Below are 21,980 nucleotides of genomic sequence, written 5' to 3' on the forward strand. Positions count from 1 at the left end.
TCAGCCTTGACGATACGGAGTTGCTGGTCAAAATCCGGAGAGGCGGCTGAATCCAAAATTGGCATTCAGCGAATAGAAAGGACTCATCCAAACTTGATGCATACCTCACCGGACAATGTGGCGAAAGCAACCCTCTGACCGATCGCCCAGAGAGTTGCAATTACGTAAAATCTCAGGTTGGGAAAAACTGGAACTTAAAGCGGAGCCCCCGCTTCAGGGTCAAGTAAATCTACAATCTCAGGGATTTTATGTTCCAAGACTTTTATCAACCGCTGCCGTAGACGCGCATCCTCAGTTTTATGAAGCCGGATCTTCTCGATTGCCAACGCCATCACGAACTCCATCGCTGCTTCTCCTCGCTCGTACCCGTAGCCTGCCGCTAGGCGATAGATAATGTCCGACATAGCCAGGCTCTGAGTTTCATCGGCACGATAATCCAGTTCGGTCGGTAACGCAGCGTGGAGGAATGCCGCCTGAATAACGCCATCGTCGAAGCGAGAAAAGACCTCTGGCGACAAAAGCACCTGCTGGAGCTCACCTGACTCCAACCGTTTCGCATTAGCAACCTTTTCGCCATACCTCGCATTCTGCAGAATCCACAAGATGGTCAGGAAAATGTCTGTGGACGTTGCGACCGTGACGTCAGTTTTTCCGTCGGGTTTGCCGTCAACGAAAGCGAAGCCCCGGGCTAGCCCCATTGGCTCACCAGTCTGGCTACTTGGCCAGAAAGGATTCAGCGCCAGTCCTTGGGTCGGCACTTGGTCAAAGACCTCCATCCGCTTCGCGATAGGGTCAGAAAACTCTGAGCGAATCGAGTGCAACGAGCGAAGCAGAGCTCGCTCTTTCTCCCAGTGATCGGCGCATGCCAGTTCGGCAGCGGGAATCTCCATATAGGTCTTAACGATATATCGACTATGGTCTTTCGCCGGCTGGGTCAGATTGGCTTGCAGCTCCTTCACCATCTGATAGCTTCGACCAAATAGCGCTCCTGCTATGTAAAGGCGTGTACCGCTTTGCTGGGCCGTACGCAACCGGCGACTCACGCTTTGGAGGCGTGAGCCACGCTCAACTGCCGCAGCCAAGACAATCACAGAACCGTCAAATTTTGTTCCGGCGTCAAATTTATCAAAGGACACCTTGTTCTCGATCTTAACTCCACACCCTTTTAGGTAGGCAATGGTTTTGTCCGCTAGATGAATACTCGCTTCATCGTCGTCATGAATAATCCACCGAGTGGATGACACTGCCTCTTCAAGCAAAACGGTATCGAACCATTCCTTGAATCCTGGGGTGCCGATCAGCTTGGTCTTATCGACATGCACCGTTCGCGATCGGGCGCCAGGTTTGTCCTGTCTGAAACAGCTAAACAAGCCTTCACCCATGTACAGATAGAATTTGGGTTGAAGAGCTGTGGGGGCGTGCTCAGTGGTGATGTTCAGAAGCCGGGTTTCGCTGTGCTCAGCTACAAACCGCTCCCCATGGATGCGGATGAGCCGAGTGCCACCGGAATCCCCCTCCTTGAGCACCTCAAAGTCATCTGGTTGCTTTAACGTATGCAAAATCGAGCAGCTTTTCGACGTGGACTCGAACGACAAGATGGTAGTGACAAGGCAATGATCGGCACTGTTGATCGTGGCCCACTGGTCTGCCAGCCCGCAGCGAGTGGAGGCTGAGATCAGACACATTGCGGAGGCACCTTTTGGCAGAGGCCCATCTTTCACCAATCCCTCATGTGAATGGAACGAGCGTATGTCCGCGAAAACAGGCTGCTCGAAACGCATGAGGTACATTTGCAAAGCGAAAGCCAATGGCAGCAACGCGATCGTGTCCAGATACAAGGTATCGGGAACCGGCCGGCCTTCATCCTTGATCTTTTTGATTAATGGTAGGCACGCAAATGCTAAGAAGTGGGCGTGGAGAGTTTCCGACAACAGATCCTCAGCACGGATAAAATAGTTTGAGGCGCGAGAGGAAGGTTTCGAGTAGAAGAATCCGGGAGGTGCTTTTTTCAAGACGTCTGAACGCTTGACCAGGCTAGCTAGGCCAGCTTTTGCAATGGCTCTCGATTGAGCTTTGATCAGCGCACCTACCTTGATATCCGACCCTGAAATGTGGACATAGTCGGTAATCGCCCCCGTTTCATCGTAGAATCCCGCCCCGTACGTTTGGGGTGACCCGGGCCCCTTCCGCTCAAACTGAGCCATCAACGGTGAGGCTTTATCGACTTTATGTTTCTTGAATTCTTCAAGCGTGTACTTAGGAAGCAGGAACAGCAGCGCATCCGGCATTACGTGACGGGGCAACTGAATCTGAAGGGCATGGGCAATCTGCTTTCCGGTGAGGAAGTCAGGGCCTGTAAAAAAGACAGCAAGATGCAGGGGCTTACCGTCCTGACGAAGCTCGGCTTCGAAATTCATTAAGTCAAACATATCAATTCACCGGGATGCAAATAGTGAATACCGTGCCTTCAGCGGCTACCAATCGTTCCTTAGTACCCCTGGCTGATGGTTCGAATTCCATTATCCCACTGCGTCCTTGAAAAGCCTGATTTAACGAAAGTCGCCCTGTACGCACTCGCACATAAGCCTTAAGTTTGTTTAGCGCCTGCAGCGCGGTATGAAGACCTATGCCAGACCTTTCAGGATCTGGCTTGGATGAAACATGCCTCTTGAAGCACTCCAGTGTCGCGCTCAACTCCTCTTCAAAATCCAATTGTTCAAGGCTCCCGACGGGACGTCCCTGTTTGGCCGTAAGCCATCTCCGAGCAAGGCCAGGCCCGCTGTCGATCACAGAAATCTCTAGGAAGTCCAGCACTTCCGACCTCAAAAAATGCTTGAGTATGAAGCGCGCCAGTTCGGGCTCTCTAGCTGAGTAACCCAAAGCGTCCTGACGACTGATACGGTTGAGCTTTATCGATGTACCACGGAGCGCTTTTCTGTACTTATTGCCTACAACATCGGTGGTAGCGTGCTGATTCGCATTATCGATCAGTTCGTAAAGAACGCTCCCTAACTCAGGAAGACCTGCCCTGAGGAGCGCGGCCCTATCTTTGTTAGCCGTCATGAGATTCGATGAGTGTGCAATCAACTCTGAGAACCACGAAGGCGGCTGAACCTGTGGCGAATTGTGATCAAAGTAGAACGGTTTGATGAATTCCCGTTTAGCGTAATTGACGCTGAACAGGTTGATAGCCGTGGGGCGAGCTCCCTTGCTGCTGGACGTGTTACGGATGTCCCCATCGAACATCGCTTCGATCAAAGGCCTGATTGCTACCAGAGCTTCTCGACGGTCAACAATCTGATGATCCTGTGAATGGATTTCACTGCTCATGATTAGAGCGAAGAGCCCTGCTGCGCTCTTGGCTACTTGCGGAATCTGGGCGATCGCTTCCTCGACCGGAGCGTAAAGGTGCAGCACTGACTCATCATATGCCCGCGCCCAGGTAACAATAAACTGAGCCAAGGCTGCATCGACCCCGAGCCCGCCCCCATGGCTCATGCTGATGGGCAGCCTGAGATGAGGATCCGTACCTAATGAGTCGTACAGACTTTCGATGTCATACAGGTTTAACTTACGGTTGATCTGCATTCAGGCCTCACGTTCCCTCGTTGCTTACACACCGGTCGACTACTACTAGATGACGCTTGAGTAGCCAAAATTTGTGGCAAATGTACCCGGAATTGAAAAATTCGGCGATCACACCCTCTCGTGTGGAATCGAGGCGTGTCTGTACGGTCAGCGATCCCCGCAGCCAGTCCCGTTTGGTATCGACCAATATGCCAAAAATTGCTGATGTCGGCCAATTGCCATTAGTGACAGCGTTGGGAGGCACCACGCGACCTCGTCTGATTTGCAGAGATCCAGTGGATGCCTGGTTTCTAACAAGTTCTCGCAATAGAGGGATGTCATGCTGCGAATTTCTAATCCAGCTAACAAAGGTGGGCCTGCGGCAAGGCAAGGTTTCGAAAATCAACATCACGTACGTGGTGATGAGGCTAGTCATTGTACTGGGCACAGCTATCGTGGCAATGAGCCTCAAGACCAGGCCTGCTGGCCTCGAAATTTTTTCCGATAGTCAGCAAACTGCCGACGGACTACCGCATTTGCCAGACAAGGTCTGGTCTGAGCGTAAGGCAAGCCATGCGAAGCCGTTCATTCTGGTTGATAGGCATCGCGTTCTTCCTGGCAGCCCTGGCCTTTTCAATGCACTTTTTGCCCCTGCTTACCGACTGGACGCAGTGTTACCGCATGCAATGCTTCCCACTCTACGAACGAAAGCGTGTCCGTGTCGCTTTACCGAATCACTGCGTCTGTACGCCCCCCTTGCTCAAACAGGGCTCAAGCGCCGAGCAGTGTGGCACACTGCCGCACGACTAGGCCCAGATGGATCGTCCAGTCGGCACGTCCCGCAATGGCATGCACCTCAGATACCGGGAAGTCTCGGTACCAGAGACAATTAAACAACGTGATGAAATCCCGTTCGACTCGCTTCATGTGCTTCCTTATTGACTGAGACAACTCAGCACTTTTTCGGCTGAACTCATTCAAAAATGAGTGACCCGGCAGCCACCTGAGACGGCGCGTAGCATGAGTATGAGCAGATTAGAGTACAGGCCCAGATCTTGGCGATTGGGCAGGGACGCTCCGGGCCTTGATTTCGCCTGCTTCAAAAACGACGAAGCCCGCACTAGGCGGGCTTTCGTTCGTCGATTTCAGTTGGGGTTATCAAGCCCCAATGTTAGCTGCAACTGATCCTTCAGATGGGCCACACGATACTCGAGGCGCGGCTTCTTATTGCGCCACTCAAGGAGCCCTCTTCCATGCTCGCTTGCCTCACGCCGACCTTCGTTCAATACCTTGCAAGCTGCGTCGAAACGCTCTTTGATTGATGAGTTACCACGCGCAATCCTGTCGATGGTGATGTCGCACCAACGAGCGAGCTTACGATCGATCTCTCTGACAAACTCCACTGCCACCTTCGGATGTAACCAGGTGCCGTCAGCACTGATCTGAGTAAGCTCCTGGGCATCCTCAACGCCAAGTGCCTGAGCAATATCTACCAGGTACTCCTGCGTTTCAGGTGATCTCAACCAGCCATCTACGGAAGCCGAGTAAAGCTCCGCAACGTGACCAGCATTCAGCCACCCGCTGATGCTGAACACGATGGTTTTGTTTTGATACTCAACGTGGATCGAGTCTTTCATATCAGGGCTCCGCCATTTTCTATGGACGTGCGTATGCCTCACGAACGAGTAGTCGCGATTCTTCGGCCATAGGCACGTAAATTTAAGGTCAACAGATGCCGCAGAGATGCGGCGAGAGGGGAAATCCAAGGCACAAAAAAACCGGCCAAAAGCCGGTTTCAGTGTCTTGCTGATGCAGTAACCACATCATAGGGCTTAAATTATAGTAAAAGGCAATTTGACGCAAGCCCCTCACCTACAGAAGCTTTACGCCATTACTTTGACATGCGTCGCAGGCAGGAATGGCAGACGCGATAGCTCGACCCTCTGGAGTCTTTGGTGATAGTAGAGAGCTCCTTGGTGGTGGGATTGCGACAGGATCTGCACGCCATGGTTCGCCCTCTGCTAGAGCGAGTGACGAGGTTATCAGGCTCACAATTCAGGAAATCGTCGTCCTGCATAACCACCTTCTTGCCAGGCAAACGTCCGCCCTGGGCAATCAGTTCAGCAAGGGTCAAGTAATCCCCCTCCAACTCACCCGCATAGGTGATACTGAGTCTGGATAGACGACCTCGTTCTGCGAAGAGATTCTCGGCGATCTGCTCAAGCCAATGCTGATGAGTCCCTTCCGCACCAAACTCCTTCGCGAGATTTTCCTTTTCGAATGGCTTCAAGCTGCTGAACAAAGCCGCTGGCGACTGCGAGCGAATCAGCGACCTCCAACCCACACTAATTTCGATCGTGATGCCGAGTCTGTCTTGGGGGATCTCTCCTGGTGGTAGCGCGAGCCATTGCTTGGGTTTCCTATACCCATCTGAACTGAGCTCTGATCTTCTATCTAGGTAGATCCAAGTGTTCCAGTACGGAAAATACCCGTACAGCATGAGCTCCAACAGTCGCGTCGTAGGAGGCGCTAGATACTCTGCACCGTGGTATACCCGCTGTCGGCTGAAGTGATACGCATGGTGGACTCGCCGCTTCGAATCGGTCGGGGTGAGGAATTGACTCGCGGGTGGGCATTTGAAGATTCCGTCTAAGTGGGCGATGAATTGAGCCTCAGCTTCTATGGAATCCAAGCGATGGCCCTCCAGCCCGAAGAGCTGCCACCAACGAACCGAGGCCTCAAGCTCCATGCGTTCTCGCAGCTTGATCGCGAGCTCGCGATCTAAGAACTCCTCCTCTGCAATCGAGAGCCTTCTGGCGTCCTTCGCCTTGGCACGAAGCCAGTCTAGGTTTCTTTCATTGTAAATGTAATCCACGAACACCTAACCTTAGTGATCATCGGACTGCTACTTTGAGCCATCGCAGACGACAGCCGGACTCTGCCGGGCCTCAAGAATTCAGGCTACGAAGCCGCCCGCACTCGCATCACTAGGCTTCTGGGACTTCTTCGCGCTTTTGTTCCAGGAGAATTTCAAGAAGCGCTTCGTCAGTTGCCATTCCCGATCGAATTTTACCCGCCAGTACATCAATCGCTTTCCATGAGTCTGGCCCTTCCAATGCACCTTGCAAAAACGACTGCGCCAAAGACTGCAAATGCTGGGATTCAGCAGCTTCAGCATGCCACCCCAGACGATGGAACATCCCGATCACTGCCTGACCTGGCGTAGTCTCGTCGATACCAAAGAGACTCGAAAACACCATGCCTAGTGATCCGGCCACATGATGATCCGGTCGATTCCAGATGTGCTTGATTCCGCCGCTCTTATCGGCTTGCTCAACCAGCTTCCGAATTTTGTTGGGAATGGTCGCTGCTGCTTTGGGCCGGTTGTAGTACTGCATGTTGGCCAAGCTTGCCGCGTCCTTAACAGCCTTCCACATCACCGACCAAAGCTCGGAGACGCTGTAACTCCGTAAGGCATGCCTCACGTTTGCTTTGATCTTCTCAACTGCTTCTGCTTCGAGTTCATGCTGATAGATGTTGCATTGATCGTCAAAGTACCGCATCACATCATCAAGGGCGTAGTCCAACCAGAGATCAGTCAGGGCCTCGGTGTCTGTGAAAATATGCTCTTCGAGATGCCGAAGAGCAGCAGGGCCGCGCCCAAGGTCAGCGTCCGGAGGTAGAAAGTACTGAATCCCGGAGACGTACGACCAGAGGTCACCGTCTTTGATGAAGTAGGTGCCTGGTTTGGCTGCTATCGGATCATCGAGCAGCACGCCCTCCCGCAGAAGGCGGTCGATAAAGTGCTTACCACCTTGGGGTGATAAATCATCGCAATCGCTTATGGTGAAGGTTCCGTTAGCCAGCTTTTGCCCCAAGAGGGCGTCCAACGCTAATAGCAGGATCACTGCCCCATCGGAAAGCTCGCCATAACACAAGGATGCGGAGGCGTTTCGCTCATTTTTATGAGCAAGCCGCTTGGAGATCTCAGCTTGCTCTAGCGCTTGCTGCTCAGCTTGTTGACGGCGGAGCACATCCTCGCAGCTTTCGCAGGGAAGGCTAGATTTCTGGGAGGTCTTTTTGGCATCTGCGCGCCCGTTGACTCTAATTGGCCCGCCGCACATGTAGCAGCACTGATTGTCATCATAGGCAAGGCAGTATTCCCTGACTTGCCTGGCAATTTGACCCGACTGGACGACATCCCTGAACGGTACCAAATCAGCTACGCGCTCGAGAAACGCCCCCTCCTCGTCCATAGCCCAGTACCGCGTCGCCAGAGCTATTTCATCTGGATTTTGGGTCAAAAATTGCAACCTGACTGCCATGCAGAATCCTACTAACGGTGGTTGGTCAATGCTCTACCTGAGCCATGTGCTAGCGGGAAAGACGCCGAGAACAGGTACATCGAGTTTAACATCATAATGCCTTCATTCGAACCGGCCTTATTGATTGCAGGACGCCTCTACCCCCCTTAAGGATTTCACATCGGCAGTAGCCCCTGCGGGGAGTGGCGAGTTCGAATGAAGTATCAGCCAGAATCGTCCAGGGAGGCGTGCCAGTCAGCGTAGGCCGTTTTGATTGCCTTCTTTAGGCTGTAGTCCGGGCTACAGTCGCTCCACCATACCGGGCCCCTCTCCCCTAGTGCCCTTTTGGCCTGATCCACTATTGCTCGAGCGGCACGCATCTGACTTTCATCATTTGATGCCTTCGCTTTTTTCACGGCTAGACGTGCATCCATCTGATCGCGCACCAGGTGCTGACGCTTTTCATCGGATAGTGCGGGATTGCTGCAGCGCCACAGCTGGCCTTTGACTAAGAAGTAGCTACCACCTGGTGTTGTTGGATACATAGTGCAAATCTCGTCAGCTGATACACCAAGGACACCAAAGACGACTCAAAGGCTGCACAGGAGGGTTGGACGAATCACTACATGGCGTTAACCAATCGACAAAGCCACGCCGACTCAATGAGCGAGATGGGTGCGTTAGCCTACGCCAGCCCAAAAGAGCACATTTGTACTCCACCTTTTTTGTCGGTCACCTCACCCCCGGCCAACGTCTGCTCAAAGCCGGTCTGCAACCTGTGCCAGCTTTTGCACTGGGAAGTATCTTCCAATTGATAACCGAGCGGCTTGGGCTGCTTATGATTCAACATGACGACGTACCACCAAGCACCCTGACGGCTCGAGAAGTCGGCCAAGTGCTGCGAGAGGTGGTGCTAGGACGGCGGATCACGATCTACAACGACTGTGATGAGCTGGACTACTGCGAGCGATGCGTGAGCCCAGAAGGAAGGCGCTGGGACTTCGATCCAGGTGATCGGACAGATCCGATTGCTCTGCTATCGACGTGGGAGCATCAGACCCTGGAGCGGATGTTGAAAGCCCTGTAAGGCAATGAGGGCGTCCATCCGTCACGCCGGCGCGCTCCGCTTGCGACGATAGCTTCATAGCGGCTAGAGGATGACCTGGCCGTTTACAGCCATGACCGACCTGAACGCAACGCCGTAAGCCTCAAACCCCAGATTGGGCCACTCCGACCTGTAATCCAGACAGTCATGATGATGGCCATGCACGACCATTTTCGCGCCCATTGCCTGGGCGAGATCATCGATCTCTGAGTAGCCGTATGGATGACAGCTAGGGGCCTCATGGCAGACCAGAATGTCCGCTTTCTCCATTGCGAGCGTAAAATAGTCGTCCGGAAAAATTGCCGAAAGCGCGTTCTGCTTTTTGGTGGCGACGATGTCTGCATGCTGCGGCCTGAGAGCGAGGCGCTCGAGAAAGTCCTCATAATTCTGGATGCCAGTGTCAGGGCTTCCAGGAAGCCAGACTTGCCGTTCGAAGGTACCACCCAGACCAGCTATGCGATGACCTGAAATCTCCAATACTCGACCATGCAGGCTGCGGTCAGCGAAGCCGCTGCCATGCAGATTGTGCCAGTAGCTCCTTTGATCCGTGTCGTGATTGCCATGTATGAACCAGATCTCAGTGAAACCACGGATCGGACGCAGGATCGTGTCGAGGGGCAGGCTGCATTCAAGGTCACCCAAGAAGATAATTGCGTCGGGACGATGGACTTTCACGAGTCGAATCACATGATCGAAGTGCCCATGCACATCGCCGAGAAACCACATCATTCCTTAGACCCTGCTGAAATGTTGGAATGGGTTAGCGCCTGGACGAACCGCCCGTGTGGCGCGCCATCCTGTTGGACATTCCTCCACTATCGTATCACCGACCGGTTCGACTCCGTTTCACGTTCAAGCCACGATTAATCCCGGCGCCCAGAAATGCAAACTGGTTTGTATGTGCTCGCTGGCTAAACGGCCGGGTCTAGTCCGCTCGAAACACCGCTCTCACCTATTCGGCTACCTTCCCACGAGGATCGTCGATGTGCTGTTTAGCCACATCGTAACGAATTCCCTCCCTATCCAGGATACGGACGTTTTTCACAACAGTGGCCAACGCTGTGAGGAAGGATTCGGAATTCTCATGACGTTCATAAGCCTCTTCATCCGCCCATCCTTCGGTCAGGTGAAAATTGTCCGGATTGCTCAGATCCTGGGCAAATGCGTAGTAGATGCAGCCCGGCAGTCTCTGGGCCGCCAGCATCTCAGGAATCACGGCGTCGATGAACGTCTGGCGGTCGTCCGGGTGAACACGATAGTAGGCACTTACGAGGATCTTGGTCGGCAGGGTCTTGTCGTGGTCGGATGCAGCTGCAGGATGAATGTTTTTCATATCAGTAGTCCTCGAAGACAAAAACTCAGGCGTTGGTAACGGGGGAAAATGCATTGGCGGCTGCAACGGTATCCATTGACTCACGCAGTAACTGGATTTTTCCGTCACGCGCTACCAGGCGACCCGCGTAGGATTGCCGATAGATTCGCCCTGTCGCTGGAACCAGAGCTTCGACGTCATATTCGGCGAATGCTTGCTCAGGCGTATCAATCAGGAAGCGGACAGACCGGAATTTGAAGTCGGGGACTTTGGTGAGCAAGGACGCGATGAAGGCTTCAATCTGCTCAGGGCCTTGCGCACGGTGATTGATGCCCAGAGACTTCAGGTAGGGGATTTCCAAAGCCCCCTCCTCAGCAAACAGCTGAGCGGCGACGCGAGGGGATTGAATGGTGTCCAGATAGGTCTGGAAAAGCTGCACGGCGTTTTTCATGGGCACGGGCCTTTGGCGAGTTGGCCTCCAGCTGTAGTCGCTGGAGATGACTCAACGCTACCTAAGCCCTGGCCAAATCAAAATATCAAAGATTGAAACCCATCATTTCAATTTTATTAGCACGGGTTTACGCATACCCAGGAGCCCAGCGCCACGCTGGCTCAGACAGGTGCTCAAAGAAAAAATCGGAAACAGCCCTGATCTTCACTGGCCGAGATCGCGCCGACGGCGTTACGAAATACAAGCCGCCCCGAGTCATGCTCCACTCCGGCAGGAGCCTTTCCAGGCGCCCATCCTTCAAGTACTCGCTAGCGATGAACTCGGGGAGCTCGGAAATGGCCAACCCTTCTAGCAACAACGGGATCATTGCGTCCGAATTGGTAACACGCATCGGCCCGGAAGGGACAACATCCTCTTCAACTCCAGATAGGTGAGTGAACCTCCAGACCTGCGTCCTGGCGCGATAGGCGTAGCTTAGGCAGGGCGCATTCGCGAGCTCTCGAGGATGCTGAGGTCGCCCGTATTTTTCCAGATAGGCCGGCGAGGCGACAAGAAACTGGCTCACCGCACATAGCTTTCTGGCCACCAGTGATGAATCTGGCAGCGCAGCGATTCTCAAGGCAGCGTCAAAACCATCCGCGATCAGGTCGACTGAAGCGTCGGACAAGTGAAGATCTACCGAAAGCTCTGGATATTGCCGGATTAGCTTCGGCATCAGGGGTGCCACCCATCGCAAGCCGAACGACATGGGAATCGCCAGGCGAACCTGGCCGCGAGGCTGGACAGAGAGCTCCATCGCCTCGCCTTCCACCGCTTCAGCCTGCCGATAGATCTCCCCTGCTTTGGCAGCCATGCTGTGACCGAACTCGGTTAATGACAGCTGCCGAGAAGTGCGGTTGAACAGCCGCCCTCCTAATCGCTCCTCAAGGCGTGCGACTGCTCTGGATACCGTGGGCACTGAAACGCCCATGATTCTGGCAGCGGCAGCGAACGATCCTTCTTCAGCTACTTTGGCGAACATCGCCAGCCCTTCAAAATCCGGAAGTTTGCTCATTTCATTTCTGCAACGATGAGTTTCCGACAATTCTATTTTGGTTTCTCACACTCGTCGATAGGCTTTATCCAACGCAGCATTTCACCCATTGGAGAACGATCATGACGGGCAAGCTTGAGAACAAAATCGCAATCGTAACTGGTGGAACCTCGGGTATCGGGCTGGCGACTGCCAAGCTTTTCGCCCAGGAAGGCGCACTCGTGTACATCACTGGACGCCGACAAGCTGAGATGGATAAAGCTGTTGCAGAGCTTGGAAACGCAGTGGGCATTCGAGTGGACTCCTCGAAGCCAGATGAACTGGACGCTCTGTACCAACAGGTCAGCTCAGCCCACGGACGTATCGACGTCTTGTTCGCAAATGCTGGTGGGGGCTCGATGTTGCCGCTGGGCGATATCTCTGAAGAGCACTACTACGACACCTTTGACCGCAACGTAAAAGGCACGCTTTTCACGGTTCAGAAAGCGCTCCCACTCCTGTCTCAAGGCGCTTCCGTGATTCTGACCGGCTCCACGGCTGCCAGCTCGGGCACGCCGGCATTCAGTGTGTACTCGGCCTCCAAAGCTGCGGTAAGAGCGTTCGCCCGTAACTGGATCCTCGACCTGAAAGATCGCAACGTTCGGATTAACACCATCAGTCCTGGCGCTACTCGTACTCCAGGTCTGGTAGACCTCGCCGGCCCGGACGCAGCCCAGCAACAAGGCCTGCTGGATTACTTGGCGTCGCAAATTCCATTGGGGCGAGTCGGTGAACCTGAGGAGATTGCCAAGGCAGCCCTGTTCCTGGCGTCCAGCGACTCCAGCTTTGTCAACGGAGCTGAACTGTTTGTCGACGGCGGCCAAGCGCAAATCTAATCCCAGGAGGCCGCTAAAAAATGCAGCCTCCCCTCACTCATCCGAGACGTTAATTATGAAGCTTGTAAAACCCGTCCTTGTGGCGCTGTCCATTGCGTTCACTGCCTGGGCTCAAGCCGCAACATCCAGCACAGCCGCAACAGCTTCATCAGGCGTGCTAGAGGTTTCAGTGATCGACCACGTAGGTATGAACGTTCCGGACGTCGATGCTGCGATTCATTTCTTCTCCGAACTCACCGACGCAAAAGTCATCTCCGACATACGTCCAGGTGCCATCCCGGAAGAATGGAAAACACAGTTCCGGTGGCACCAATCCAGCAAGTTGGAGCGCTTCGCCATGGTACAGCTCAAAGGCGGTGCAAAAGTGGAGCTATTCCAATATCGCGGCCCGGATATCAACCCCGAGCATCCGCACGAAGATGACATTGGAGCCAGCCATTTTGCACTCAGAACCAACGATATGGCGCGTAGCCTTGCCTTCATCAAATCCCAAGGTCTGAAAGTACTGAACGAACCGATCACCAACCCTGATGGTGTGCAATGGTTCTATTTCCTTACACCTTGGGGTTCGCAGATGGAACTGGTGTCCATGACCGAGAAATAGACTCGTACCCCTCAACTCACCCATCAGAAAGCATCTGGCCGCGCACATGGCATAGGTGCTTTTCAGCTAACGAACACCGAGGGCTGGCAATCTTGGTGGAATACTGCTGATTCGGCCAATTGGCGACATGTGCAACAAGCAACGACGACAAAGGAATTCCGTCATGGCAATCAATGTAAACCTCAGCGGCATGGGGAACACTTCCCTGCTTTATCCTACATCTGCGCGCCCTGAACCAACGGTGGCAGACGATGACTCAACAACCAGTGATCTAAGCAGCATCAGAGCTGATGCCCAGGCCGGCTCCGAGGCTGGTGCTGGCTCGTCCAAAAAAGACACACTCGAAAATCTGCAAAAGCAAATTACTGAAGTTGCGAAGCACATGCGGCAGCTGCAACAACAACTGCAGCAAGCGAAATCTGGTCTAGGATCCAGCGAGGAAAAAAACACGCAGGTGGTCGCGATTCAAGCCCAGATTGCGAGTGCCAATGCAACCATGATGGCGCTGCAGGCAACGATGATCACGCTGCAGCACTTCGTCGACACCACTGCATAACTCACAGCCAAGCAGATTTTTCTTTGAGTTCGCGCCTTGTCCGCTTTCACGTTGACGCACGGTATGCCCTGTATCTCGCTGGCAGCGCGGCGACCGAACCAAGACAAGTCGCACTGATCCGACATCCGCGTTGACTGTGAGGCCGAACTCGTCGCGGAACAACACCATGATTGGTGCGATCCTGATACAGCCAATTCATCACTGCGCCGCTCGGCGAGTGCTGAAGATCATTTCCTCAGAGCCTTCTCGTCGCGTCGGCTCACTCCATAATAGGATTTGCCGTCCTTTGCCATGCGCCAAGGATCAGAAAATTGACGAGGGTGAGGGAGCTCAGCGTCAGGGTCATTCGCGAGCTGCCGGCGTACAGCTGTACGGTAACTGCAGTGCCATGCTTGCTTGTCGGAACGCTCGCTTGTGGCTGAGGTAATGCCGCGTATCGGAGTTTTGCGACGACTTCTGCTCATAGTGGGTTCAAGGCTGGTGAAGCACGTTCGTACGCACTTGCCCTGCTCTGCAGAACATTTGAGCATAACACGACCATAGAGAATCGAATACGACAGCGCCCTTGGACTGGGATAGTGCCGGCTTTTTTCTGCATTCCTAGTGGCTAGGCTCTGTTGGCCCGCCAAGCGCGTGCAGCTGGTAGTCAGTGACTGCCTGAAAGCCGTGTTCAGCTAACAGCCGTAGGCGCTCAAGCTCAGCGCCATCTACACCGTCGGCTTGGGCTTGGTGATACCTCTTCATAGCCTCCACAGCATCGATATACATCCGATGATCAGGAGGCAATACGCTGCTGAGATCCTTCTCTGCCATGTTCACTCCGAGGGTCTGTGTAAGGGGCGTTCGGTGTCGATGACTACGCTCGACTCTTTTCAAAGTCACGACCATCGAGATCAGCTAGGTACCAGCTCAACGTCGTTCGAATACCTACGTCTCAGTTTAATGTACCGACGCACCCAAGCCCCCGGCTTTATGAAGCTGGTAGTCGATCACTGTTTGATAGAGATGGTCTGCCTCAACGCGCAGGAGTTCAATCTCAGCAGCTGGTCGCTTGTGCTCCACCGCATCGTTATAGGCTCGAATCGCTTGGAGAGCCTGCCTAAGCAGCGGCTCACCCGCTTCAGCCATACCCAAAAGGGTTCGCTTCAATCCAGGCATTTCAGGTAAACCTCCGTTGCCACCATTACACGCGACGCCGCTGAATCTCGACACAGAGGGAGACCCGCCGTGAGCAATAGGCAGCACCAAAGGCATCAAGGTGAAATCGACCTCACGAATTCGGAGATCTGCCTCCAGTAGCGAAGCAGCAGATACCCGCTGATTACAATTGCCTCAGGGAACGCGACGTAAGCCACAACGGGGTTCACGAATCTGTCATCGACGCCACATATGGGCAGCTCTTCGAGGCACAGGATGATGCACGGTAACAGGACGACAGTGAACACAGTCATAGCCACGCTCACCGCGAATACCAACTCCATGATCGCCCGGAACACCAGGTGTAACTCCTTAAAATTGTGCCATCGCTTGGAGGCAGATCTAGCCGTTAATGCCTCTACAGGATTTTACAGCGGCAGTAGCCCCTGCGGGGATTGGCGAGCTCCATTGAGCATCAGGGAGTATCGCGCAGGGAGGCGTACCAGTCAGCGTACGGCGTATTGACTGCCTTGTGGCGGTTGTAGTCCGGCCTACCGTCGCTCCACCAGACCGGTTCCCTCTCCCCCAACGCTACTTTAGCTGCGTCGACCCTTGCTCGTGCGCTACGAAGGTGGTCTGCGTTATTCGAAACCTTCGCTTCTTTCACGGCTCGCCGTGCGTCCATGAGATCGTGCACTAGGTGCTGGCGTTCCTCTTCCGAAAGCGCGGGATTGCTGCAGCGCCACAGCTGGCCTTTGACAACGAAGTAGCGACCGTCAGCTGTCACAGGGTACATAGCGGAAACCTCTTGGCCTGTTTGGGTCTCAGACCATCTACCGACGAGTTCGATTTATTTCCTCTATCCGTTTTCAGGCGCTGCCGGCGATCGCACAGCTTCAGCAATTTCATTTAGCAAAGCGATCGCGTAATGAACGGGCTGGCCTCGCTCCATCTCAGCTAATGACTGGGCCCAGACGAGCCGCCCGCCGCTATGAGTTGGTAGTCAGTCACCGCCTGGAAACGATGCTCAGCAATAAGTCGCAGACGCTCGAGTTCGCCACCGGAGATACCTGCGGCCCAGAATGCCGTGTGCTGATCAATCACGCTCAGGGCTTAATGGTACCGAGAACGACGGCTAACGCTCATCCCCATTCCATGTGTCTACAGAGTACAACCGACAACTCGTGTCGACGGTGGTATCGGGTCGAATGCTCAGTATCCGTCAATACCGACATGGTGGTTACGGCCATTTGACCCCAAAATGAGTGCCATTGTAGGCCCACCCGAACGGTGTCATCATCTGGCCATCAATCGGACATGGATTTCCATGATGAGACCTTTCGGATTAGCGGGCCTTCAAGCCAACCGTAGCGTGCGTGTCAATGGCTGAGCCTACCCTCCTATGCCGCCATACGGGGCAGAAAATACCCTATCAAATTCACCAAGGGTTGCTTCCTAAGTATGTGCTCCAGTTGCAGGAGCAATGGGAGGCCGAGAAAACCAGGGCCGTACGGCAGCTTCTTACTGACTTCCCTGCGGCGGCAGTTGACCGGAAACTATTCAGCCAGCAGCTACCGTCCTATGGCTTGTCGGATATCGGCTGGCGCTGGCTCGACAAAGCCATGGTACTCAATACCGACGAGTATCACTGGTTTTTCCTAAGTGCCCAGGGGCGCATCCAGGCGACGTGTGTGATCTACCATCCAAAGGAGAGCCGAGTGGATGGTGAACGAATTTTCTACGTGGATTACGTTGCCTCAGCGTATTGGAATCGGGATCGACCAACCTATCAGAAGCAGTTCGGAAGCGTGAGCCGGATCCTAATAGCCCACGCCGCCCACTTTGCAATCCATACCCTGGGTTACCGACCGGGGTTCTGCTTGCACTCGCTGCCAACTGCCGAGGGCTACTACAGACTCCTCGGAATGATTGAGTACGAAGCAGATGCCGAAAAGGAAAACCTCCGCTACTTCGAGGCCCCCGCTGATATTGCTAATGGGCTAGCTGGGGAGGCGCATCATGTCTGATGTTCCAAACGGCCATCCAGAAGATTTTGAGGTTTATCCATCCTCAAGGGCTGCTGTCGAAGATTTCACGGCAGCGCTCGAAAGACTCCGGCAGATTCTGAAACCAGCCGATGCTAAAACGCATGCCCGCCCTGGTGAAGCGTATGAAGACTTCATAATCAGGCTTGCACTCAATGCAAGCAGCAATAATGCCGTGCTCTATAGAAAAAATGACTCGGCTGAAGAAACCAAAATTCAGGCTTGGCTATCGATGGTCAGCGAGAAATCAAAACTCGAGTTCTTGAGTCGAGCTATTCCTCGTTTCCAAGGTTTAAGTCATGAGCAGCTCAGAGAAATAGCGCTCATCAGCCTGCAGCCTGACCGCGTCTCCACTCTCATAGATCACTTGGCAGGAGCTTACGGAGTCATATTAGTGGTTGAGCCCGGCTTTAAGGCCATGAAAATGGATGGATGCACTTTCAAGCTTTCACAGGGCACACCGGTTATAGGCATAACCATTAGATACAATCGGTACGATAATTTTTGGTTTACTCTAATGCATGAGTTGGCACACATCTCTTTGCATTATGATCAGCTTGATCAGCCAATTCTTGATGATTTCGATGTGAGCGTTGACTCCGACATCGAAATAGAAGCCAACATTATCGCTAAAAAGAGCCTAGTCTCGACCGAAGACTGGCGACATATATGGAACGCACGAACTGATAAGCGCCAATTCCTACTGTATTGCGAGCGAGCAAATGTGCATCCCGCTATCGCTGCCGGAATGCTACGTCATCAAGCCAAAAACTACAAGCTTTACCCTGAGCTTGTCCAAGTTATGAATTTGCGCGAGGCTTTTGGGTTCATCGATGATTAAATACATCCCTTTTTTAAAATTCAAACAAAATGAGATTCAGGGTGTAGCCCAACTCGACTCTGCCATTAGAAGCCAGATCGCACCGCTGTATGATGTACCTCGCTCTCAAAACATAATGACGGAAGCGGAAGTTTTAAAAAGGATAAAACTGGCTTCAGCCGATCTCAAGAAATCCAGAGAATCTGGCTCTGAGTATTGGTTCTTTGTAGACAATTTTGATATCGATGAAAGCATAAGCCTCGCAGGAGTACCTCAATACCGCTACATCCTTAACTTCCTCAAAGATTATCAAACAATTCCTGTGTTAGCTTTGGATCGTAATCCTGATCACAATATAGCAGCCTTAGACTTCATTAAGACCAAGCCAGGATCTATTGGGGTACGACTTCAAGAAGAAGATATCGAAAGCTACGGCATTACCAAGCCAAGACTAGCATTGCTTTGGAATGAAATAACAGCTGCACAACCGGCCAGTATCATTCTTCTAATCGATCTTAGAATTGTTAGGGATGCAGATGAATCTCGCAAGAAAGTGGATCGCTTTCTGTCCCGCTTTCAAATAGATTTTCATGTTGACGGCACGTCAATATCTGGCTCTGTAATTCCAGGAAATATTGCAAACCTGATAGGCACGGACGCTAAAAAAAATGTGGTGCGAAAAGAATTCATTCTTTGGCGTTCTTTGACCACCTCACCAGGCTATGAAAATATTTTGTATGGAGACTACGGAGTGGTCAGCCCAGAGTACTCAGATCTCGACCTAGGCCCCGAACTGATGAATGGTGTTTCAACGCCTAAAGTTTTCTACACACACAGTGATAAATTTTATATATCACGCGGCAGGCGATTCAAAACCCATGGCTATGGGCAGTACTTTGACATTTCAGACGACATTGTAGGTCAAGCCTTTTATCGTGGAGCTGCGTACTCGTACGGCGATAGGTACATCCATGATCGAAGCCTCCTTTCAGCGCGCAGGCCTCCTAAAGGTGGTAGTCCTAGTGCTTGGATAAAATCACTTACCGCCGCTCACATCACCTTCATCGTGAATACGATTTAACGCCCTTCCGACGATTGCGCTCTGAATTCCGTTCAGAGCATCGTCCTTAGTTATCCCGAAACTTATCGCAGCAGCGATGTCTGCTCGCGTGTATGATTTTTTAAGTCGAACTTTGGGGTGCGAGTTGGCAATGGCGGTCAACTCGGCTTTCCAGAGCATCAGCAAGGCCTTCTGCTTCGAGAAGTTTGAGTTCGACCCGGCTCTCCGTACATAACTAAGCACGACACGACCGCAAACTTCTTTCGCCACCATCAACCCCCAGTGCTCGGGGGAATAGGCCTCAGCCCACTTTATATGATTCTCGGTGGTTACCAAGGTCAGTTTTGGGAACGACTGGGAATAGAACTCCGACTGGGCGAGCAATCTTCGGACGTTATCTGTCTGTCCCTTAATTTCATAACAATGCATCTCGCGGTAGCACGCGACCACATCGGCAATGGCATTGCCATTATCGATGGTCAGTTCTTCAATTACACGTGCGGGTCGAGGCGACCGCTTCATTAAGTGATCGACTAAAGCCGCTCGGATCTCTTTATCTCTGAGCACTCAGAGCTCCAGGTGAAGGCAAACGCAATATTTTAGCCTATGAGCCTCTGTGTTGGGAGTCTGAACAGATTAAGAATCCAGTATTCCGGCCAGCCCCCTGCTTATGTGAGGTTGAGGCAACCAACGAGTGTCATTTCAAAACACAGTTCATCCCAACGCCAGCGACCTGCGGGCTGTCGTCGGGGGCACCCCGGCCCCCAGCCAGCTTGGCTACGCAAACCTGCAGCCCATGCCATGCCTCAAGAATTTGAAACCCACTTCCCCACCGATGGCACAGCGCATATGTTTGAGCGCAGCCCTATGCGCGCCCCTAGGCGGTGCTGAGCAGCCCCTGAAGCTAGGAAAGACTTGCTCTTCGATGGCTGAGCCTACCTTCCTCTGTATTCACAAAGGTGATTAGTTTTGCGCGCTCTGGTCGATTTCTTTGACACTACGTTCAAGGTTTCGCAAACCTGGTCAGCGCTAGCGTCAAGCCATAGACCAAATCTCTCAACATCTGACGAGGTGACCGCCCTGCGGTCACCTCGTCACATTCACAACGCTTCGATTTCCGCCCTCAGAGAAGGTCGGATGGCTCTCTCGATTCGTTTCTTACGAATGCCGCTTGCCTTTTTTATTTCCATATCCATTAATCGCACAACTTCCTTGATCCATTTGAGCTCCGACCTTAGCCCGCCTGAAAGCTGGCCCGCGTTGTAACGGTGTTCAAGCCCCCTGGATATAGGCTGCCAATTTTTAGCACTCGACCCCATCCATTCTTGGACGAAATCGCTGGGATCTATACCCAAAAGCGCTGGAATGGAAGCAAAAGTATTGCCGCCGCTAAATGTCAAACTAATTTCGCGAGAAAAATTCTCACCATCGCCTGATACTAAACCAAGAAGATATCTTCCATATTCCGGAAGCTTATTTTCACCAGCCTTAATTTGAGAGTCCTTTAGGTGCTCTACGATTCGTTGAAAGTGCGGCTTGTAACTATCCTCAACCCAATACCCATGGCCGTTATATGAACTCATGAAGCCCTCGCCCCACACAAGATCATTCCCCATATATGGGGCTAGTTTGCCTTGCTCCAACAGTTCATCAAGATAAGTCTTGCAGCCTGCTTCGACACCCTCATAATCATCATCAATCAGTCGCATCTGAGATAAAAGGAAACGCAAAGAGAAAAGATGGAGAAACTCTCCCGCCTCCGTCAAGCTCCGCTGATTAAATTGAACAATTAATTTTTCGGCAGCCTCGGCGGACTCTTTGTCACTTATATTATCAAAGTTTATGAAAGCCAACCAAGCAGGAAGATCCGTGGTTTTTGAAAAAAATATTGACTCCTCTAGGGTTTGCTGGATATCTTTCCTGGAATAGAATCCTTTAATCAGCAGATTTACAAGATCACGATCTTTTAGCAACGTACTGCTCAAATCGATTGAAGGGTATCTTTGGTTTGCTACATAGATAGGAGGAACTTCAGCATTTTCTTTAGCGCCTCGCATCTGATAAGTTATTATCGCATCATAACGCTTGACAAGGGATGACTCATCTAGCCGTCCCGACCTTACTTCAAGAGAGAGAGCCAAAAACAAACCCACAATGACAGACATCGCCTCTTGATGTTCCTTTTGAACATCAGTAAGCAATCCCAGCAGCCTTGCAAGATCTTCGATGGAATGTTTGAGAATGCGAAGCGAGTGAGTTTCTGACTGATCGAAAACCCCAAGAATGGTATCCTTCAGGTTATGCAGCAACGAGCTTGCCTGGCTGCACGTCAAACTCGAGACAAAGCTATCAAAAGCTTGGCTAGTCTGAGGAACGATCTCTATCGTCTGACCGAAAACTTTTTCCTTCGTTGCCCTTAAATCATCACTGACTTTTTTATCGTGAGCCAAAACTATGACTCGACATTTGTGATGCTCAATATATTTATTGAACACTCCAAAAAGCTCATTGGTCTTAAGACTGCTACGCTCCAAGTCATCAAAAATCAATATCTTAGAGTTATCCACCTCATCTTTAAGAACAGCTTTTGCAATATTTGATATTAAGCCGCCAAAAGCTATCGGGCCTAGTGTCACACCCTCCGTAGAACTTGCCATCTCTTTGGAAAACGCCTTTCCGGGAAACATCCTAGCATAAACTGAAGAATATACTTCCTCAGCAGTCTGCGCACCAAACAAACTCACGTAAGTATATTCTTCTTCTTTAAGAATCTTAGTTACCTGATGAGTTTTTCCAGCCCCCCAGTTCCCCGTAATTAAAACCGCATACCCTGGATCGTCAAGTTTTTTGTAATACTCAATATAGCCCTGCAGATGGTGGGTATTTTCAACCAATTCATTCGCTGTTGATGCAACATCTGCCATGGCGGATCTCCCTTATTGACTTTAGAACACCAAAACCATTGCAACCTTACAATAAAATACTGTACACAAACTGATTGGAACTTACGGCGGAGGCTTTTAAAACCCTTCGGCAGGATAGTCAGGCATTGAAAATATGGGCACACCTGGTAAGCCATTATGCTGGCTGGTGATCTCCCCCACATGTCTC

Annotated in this window: 22 protein-coding genes; 7 read left to right on the plus strand and 15 right to left on the minus strand. The window is 52.2% G+C overall.

Translation table 11 applies throughout. The annotated features are described in order from the left end of the window. Nucleotides 1-194: 194 nt before the first annotated feature. The 6 genes from ABE456_RS04285 to ABE456_RS04310 form a co-directional block, all read right to left on the minus strand. Nucleotides 195-2,429 (minus strand): hypothetical protein, encoded by a 2,235-nt coding sequence (locus tag ABE456_RS04285; protein ID WP_346642865.1) that lies wholly within the window; start codon nucleotides 2,427-2,429, stop codon nucleotides 195-197. Between the two features lies 1 nt (nucleotide 2,430). After that, the gene (locus ABE456_RS04290; protein WP_346642866.1) at nucleotides 2,431-3,588 is read right to left on the minus strand and encodes an ATP-binding protein; all 1,158 of its coding nucleotides are present in this window, start codon (nucleotides 3,586-3,588) and stop codon (nucleotides 2,431-2,433) included. A 1,124-nt stretch (nucleotides 3,589-4,712) separates the two neighbouring features. Then, on the minus strand, nucleotides 4,713-5,204 hold the full coding sequence (locus tag ABE456_RS04295) for a KilA-N domain-containing protein (RefSeq protein WP_346642867.1): 492 nt from the start codon (nucleotides 5,202-5,204) through the stop codon (nucleotides 4,713-4,715). 254 nt (nucleotides 5,205-5,458) lie between these two features. Continuing rightward, the gene (locus ABE456_RS04300; protein ID WP_346642868.1) at nucleotides 5,459-6,442 is read right to left on the minus strand and encodes a hypothetical protein; all 984 of its coding nucleotides are present in this window, start codon (nucleotides 6,440-6,442) and stop codon (nucleotides 5,459-5,461) included. Nucleotides 6,443-6,554: 112 nt separating this feature from the next. Further along, a complete protein-coding gene (locus ABE456_RS04305; protein WP_346642869.1) occupies nucleotides 6,555-7,892 on the minus strand; it encodes a hypothetical protein in 1,338 nt (445 codons plus the stop codon). A 203-nt stretch (nucleotides 7,893-8,095) separates the two neighbouring features. Further along, nucleotides 8,096-8,416: a hypothetical protein gene (locus ABE456_RS04310; protein WP_346642870.1), complete on the minus strand. Its 321-nt coding sequence runs from the start codon at nucleotides 8,414-8,416 to the stop codon at nucleotides 8,096-8,098. A gap of 293 nt (nucleotides 8,417-8,709) precedes the next feature. Here ABE456_RS04310 and ABE456_RS04315 point away from each other — a divergent pair, with 293 nt between their 5' ends. Beyond that, complete coding sequence (locus ABE456_RS04315; RefSeq protein ID WP_346642910.1) at nucleotides 8,710-8,958, plus strand: hypothetical protein; 249 nt, start codon at nucleotides 8,710-8,712, stop codon at nucleotides 8,956-8,958. A gap of 63 nt (nucleotides 8,959-9,021) precedes the next feature. Here ABE456_RS04315 and ABE456_RS04320 read toward each other — a convergent pair whose 3' ends face one another. From ABE456_RS04320 to ABE456_RS04335, 4 genes are all read right to left on the minus strand, one after another. Further along, on the minus strand, nucleotides 9,022-9,705 hold the full coding sequence (locus ABE456_RS04320; protein WP_346642871.1) for a metallophosphoesterase: 684 nt from the start codon (nucleotides 9,703-9,705) through the stop codon (nucleotides 9,022-9,024). 223 nt (nucleotides 9,706-9,928) lie between these two features. Beyond that, complete coding sequence (locus ABE456_RS04325) at nucleotides 9,929-10,309, minus strand: antibiotic biosynthesis monooxygenase family protein (protein ID WP_346642872.1); 381 nt, start codon at nucleotides 10,307-10,309, stop codon at nucleotides 9,929-9,931. 25 nt (nucleotides 10,310-10,334) lie between these two features. Further along, nucleotides 10,335-10,739 carry a nuclear transport factor 2 family protein gene (locus ABE456_RS04330; RefSeq protein WP_346642873.1) on the minus strand — a complete coding sequence of 135 codons (405 nt, stop codon included), beginning with the start codon at nucleotides 10,737-10,739 and terminating at the stop codon, nucleotides 10,335-10,337. A 127-nt stretch (nucleotides 10,740-10,866) separates the two neighbouring features. After that, nucleotides 10,867-11,793, minus strand: a complete 927-nt coding sequence (locus ABE456_RS04335) for a LysR family transcriptional regulator (protein ID WP_346642874.1) — start codon at nucleotides 11,791-11,793, stop codon at nucleotides 10,867-10,869. A gap of 101 nt (nucleotides 11,794-11,894) precedes the next feature. Between ABE456_RS04335 and ABE456_RS04340 the strand changes: the two genes are divergently transcribed. From ABE456_RS04340 to ABE456_RS04350, 3 genes are all read left to right on the plus strand, one after another. Further along, on the plus strand, nucleotides 11,895-12,647 hold the full coding sequence (locus ABE456_RS04340) for an SDR family oxidoreductase (protein ID WP_346642875.1): 753 nt from the start codon (nucleotides 11,895-11,897) through the stop codon (nucleotides 12,645-12,647). Nucleotides 12,648-12,702: 55 nt separating this feature from the next. After that, nucleotides 12,703-13,251: a VOC family protein gene (locus ABE456_RS04345; RefSeq protein ID WP_346642876.1), complete on the plus strand. Its 549-nt coding sequence runs from the start codon at nucleotides 12,703-12,705 to the stop codon at nucleotides 13,249-13,251. A gap of 163 nt (nucleotides 13,252-13,414) precedes the next feature. Beyond that, nucleotides 13,415-13,807 carry a hypothetical protein gene (locus tag ABE456_RS04350; RefSeq protein ID WP_346642877.1) on the plus strand — a complete coding sequence of 131 codons (393 nt, stop codon included), beginning with the start codon at nucleotides 13,415-13,417 and terminating at the stop codon, nucleotides 13,805-13,807. Nucleotides 13,808-14,407: 600 nt separating this feature from the next. Here ABE456_RS04350 and ABE456_RS04355 read toward each other — a convergent pair. The 3 genes from ABE456_RS04355 to ABE456_RS04365 all read right to left on the minus strand — a co-directional run bounded on the left by ABE456_RS04355 (nucleotide 14,408) and on the right by ABE456_RS04365 (nucleotide 15,740). Beyond that, the gene (locus tag ABE456_RS04355; RefSeq protein WP_346642878.1) at nucleotides 14,408-14,620 is read right to left on the minus strand and encodes a hypothetical protein; all 213 of its coding nucleotides are present in this window, start codon (nucleotides 14,618-14,620) and stop codon (nucleotides 14,408-14,410) included. 126 nt (nucleotides 14,621-14,746) lie between these two features. Next, nucleotides 14,747-14,965 carry a hypothetical protein gene (locus tag ABE456_RS04360; protein ID WP_346642879.1) on the minus strand — a complete coding sequence of 73 codons (219 nt, stop codon included), beginning with the start codon at nucleotides 14,963-14,965 and terminating at the stop codon, nucleotides 14,747-14,749. Nucleotides 14,966-15,419: 454 nt separating this feature from the next. Then, nucleotides 15,420-15,740 carry a hypothetical protein gene (locus ABE456_RS04365; protein ID WP_346642880.1) on the minus strand — a complete coding sequence of 107 codons (321 nt, stop codon included), beginning with the start codon at nucleotides 15,738-15,740 and terminating at the stop codon, nucleotides 15,420-15,422. 586 nt (nucleotides 15,741-16,326) lie between these two features. Here ABE456_RS04365 and ABE456_RS04370 point away from each other — a divergent pair. From ABE456_RS04370 to ABE456_RS04380, 3 genes are read left to right on the plus strand one after another with little or no spacing between them, the layout of a single operon-like run. Further along, a complete protein-coding gene (locus ABE456_RS04370; protein ID WP_346642881.1) occupies nucleotides 16,327-16,971 on the plus strand; it encodes a hypothetical protein in 645 nt (214 codons plus the stop codon). Beyond that, nucleotides 16,964-17,830: an ImmA/IrrE family metallo-endopeptidase gene (locus ABE456_RS04375; protein WP_346642882.1), complete on the plus strand. Its 867-nt coding sequence runs from the start codon at nucleotides 16,964-16,966 to the stop codon at nucleotides 17,828-17,830. Before ABE456_RS04370 ends, ABE456_RS04375 begins: the two co-directional genes overlap by 8 nt. Next, on the plus strand, nucleotides 17,823-18,890 hold the full coding sequence (locus ABE456_RS04380; protein ID WP_346642883.1) for a hypothetical protein: 1,068 nt from the start codon (nucleotides 17,823-17,825) through the stop codon (nucleotides 18,888-18,890). Before ABE456_RS04375 ends, ABE456_RS04380 begins: the two co-directional genes overlap by 8 nt. On the opposite strand, the gene ABE456_RS04385 is transcribed toward ABE456_RS04380, so the two are convergent. After that, complete coding sequence (locus tag ABE456_RS04385; RefSeq protein WP_346642884.1) at nucleotides 18,846-19,436, minus strand: sce7726 family protein; 591 nt, start codon at nucleotides 19,434-19,436, stop codon at nucleotides 18,846-18,848. The genes ABE456_RS04380 and ABE456_RS04385 overlap by 45 nt on opposite strands. A 533-nt stretch (nucleotides 19,437-19,969) precedes the next feature. Next, a complete protein-coding gene (locus ABE456_RS04390) occupies nucleotides 19,970-21,793 on the minus strand; it encodes a P-loop NTPase fold protein (RefSeq protein WP_346642885.1) in 1,824 nt (607 codons plus the stop codon). Nucleotides 21,794-21,980: the final 187 nt, after the last annotated feature.

The organism is Pseudomonas sp. TWI929 (genome assembly GCF_039673335.1).
Classification (GTDB): domain Bacteria; phylum Pseudomonadota; class Gammaproteobacteria; order Pseudomonadales; family Pseudomonadaceae; genus Aquipseudomonas.

Bases quoted from the DNA above. Each gene is read 5' to 3' on its own strand.
- ABE456_RS04335 (WP_346642874.1), bottom strand. From the start codon at position 11,793: ATGAGCAAACTTCCGGATTTTGAAGGGCTGGCGATGTTCGCCAAAGTA.
- ABE456_RS04350 (WP_346642877.1), top strand. From the start codon at position 13,415: ATGGCAATCAATGTAAACCTCAGCGGCATGGGGAACACTTCCCTGCTT.
- ABE456_RS04370 (WP_346642881.1), top strand. From the start codon at position 16,327: ATGGCTGAGCCTACCCTCCTATGCCGCCATACGGGGCAGAAAATACCC.
- ABE456_RS04325 (WP_346642872.1), bottom strand. From the start codon at position 10,309: ATGAAAAACATTCATCCTGCAGCTGCATCCGACCACGACAAGACCCTG.
- ABE456_RS04360 (WP_346642879.1), bottom strand. From the start codon at position 14,965: ATGCCTGGATTGAAGCGAACCCTTTTGGGTATGGCTGAAGCGGGTGAG.
- ABE456_RS04380 (WP_346642883.1), top strand. From the start codon at position 17,823: ATGATTAAATACATCCCTTTTTTAAAATTCAAACAAAATGAGATTCAG.
- ABE456_RS04305 (WP_346642869.1), bottom strand. From the start codon at position 7,892: ATGGCAGTCAGGTTGCAATTTTTGACCCAAAATCCAGATGAAATAGCT.
- ABE456_RS04390 (WP_346642885.1), bottom strand. From the start codon at position 21,793: ATGGCAGATGTTGCATCAACAGCGAATGAATTGGTTGAAAATACCCAC.
- ABE456_RS04340 (WP_346642875.1), top strand. From the start codon at position 11,895: ATGACGGGCAAGCTTGAGAACAAAATCGCAATCGTAACTGGTGGAACC.
- ABE456_RS04290 (WP_346642866.1), bottom strand. From the start codon at position 3,588: ATGCAGATCAACCGTAAGTTAAACCTGTATGACATCGAAAGTCTGTAC.
- ABE456_RS04310 (WP_346642870.1), bottom strand. From the start codon at position 8,416: ATGTATCCAACAACACCAGGTGGTAGCTACTTCTTAGTCAAAGGCCAG.
- ABE456_RS04375 (WP_346642882.1), top strand. From the start codon at position 16,964: ATGTCTGATGTTCCAAACGGCCATCCAGAAGATTTTGAGGTTTATCCA.
- ABE456_RS04355 (WP_346642878.1), bottom strand. From the start codon at position 14,620: ATGGCAGAGAAGGATCTCAGCAGCGTATTGCCTCCTGATCATCGGATG.
- ABE456_RS04315 (WP_346642910.1), top strand. From the start codon at position 8,710: ATGATTCAACATGACGACGTACCACCAAGCACCCTGACGGCTCGAGAA.
- ABE456_RS04295 (WP_346642867.1), bottom strand. From the start codon at position 5,204: ATGAAAGACTCGATCCACGTTGAGTATCAAAACAAAACCATCGTGTTC.
- ABE456_RS04320 (WP_346642871.1), bottom strand. From the start codon at position 9,705: ATGATGTGGTTTCTCGGCGATGTGCATGGGCACTTCGATCATGTGATT.
- ABE456_RS04285 (WP_346642865.1), bottom strand. From the start codon at position 2,429: ATGTTTGACTTAATGAATTTCGAAGCCGAGCTTCGTCAGGACGGTAAG.
- ABE456_RS04330 (WP_346642873.1), bottom strand. From the start codon at position 10,739: ATGAAAAACGCCGTGCAGCTTTTCCAGACCTATCTGGACACCATTCAA.
- ABE456_RS04345 (WP_346642876.1), top strand. From the start codon at position 12,703: ATGAAGCTTGTAAAACCCGTCCTTGTGGCGCTGTCCATTGCGTTCACT.
- ABE456_RS04365 (WP_346642880.1), bottom strand. From the start codon at position 15,740: ATGTACCCTGTGACAGCTGACGGTCGCTACTTCGTTGTCAAAGGCCAG.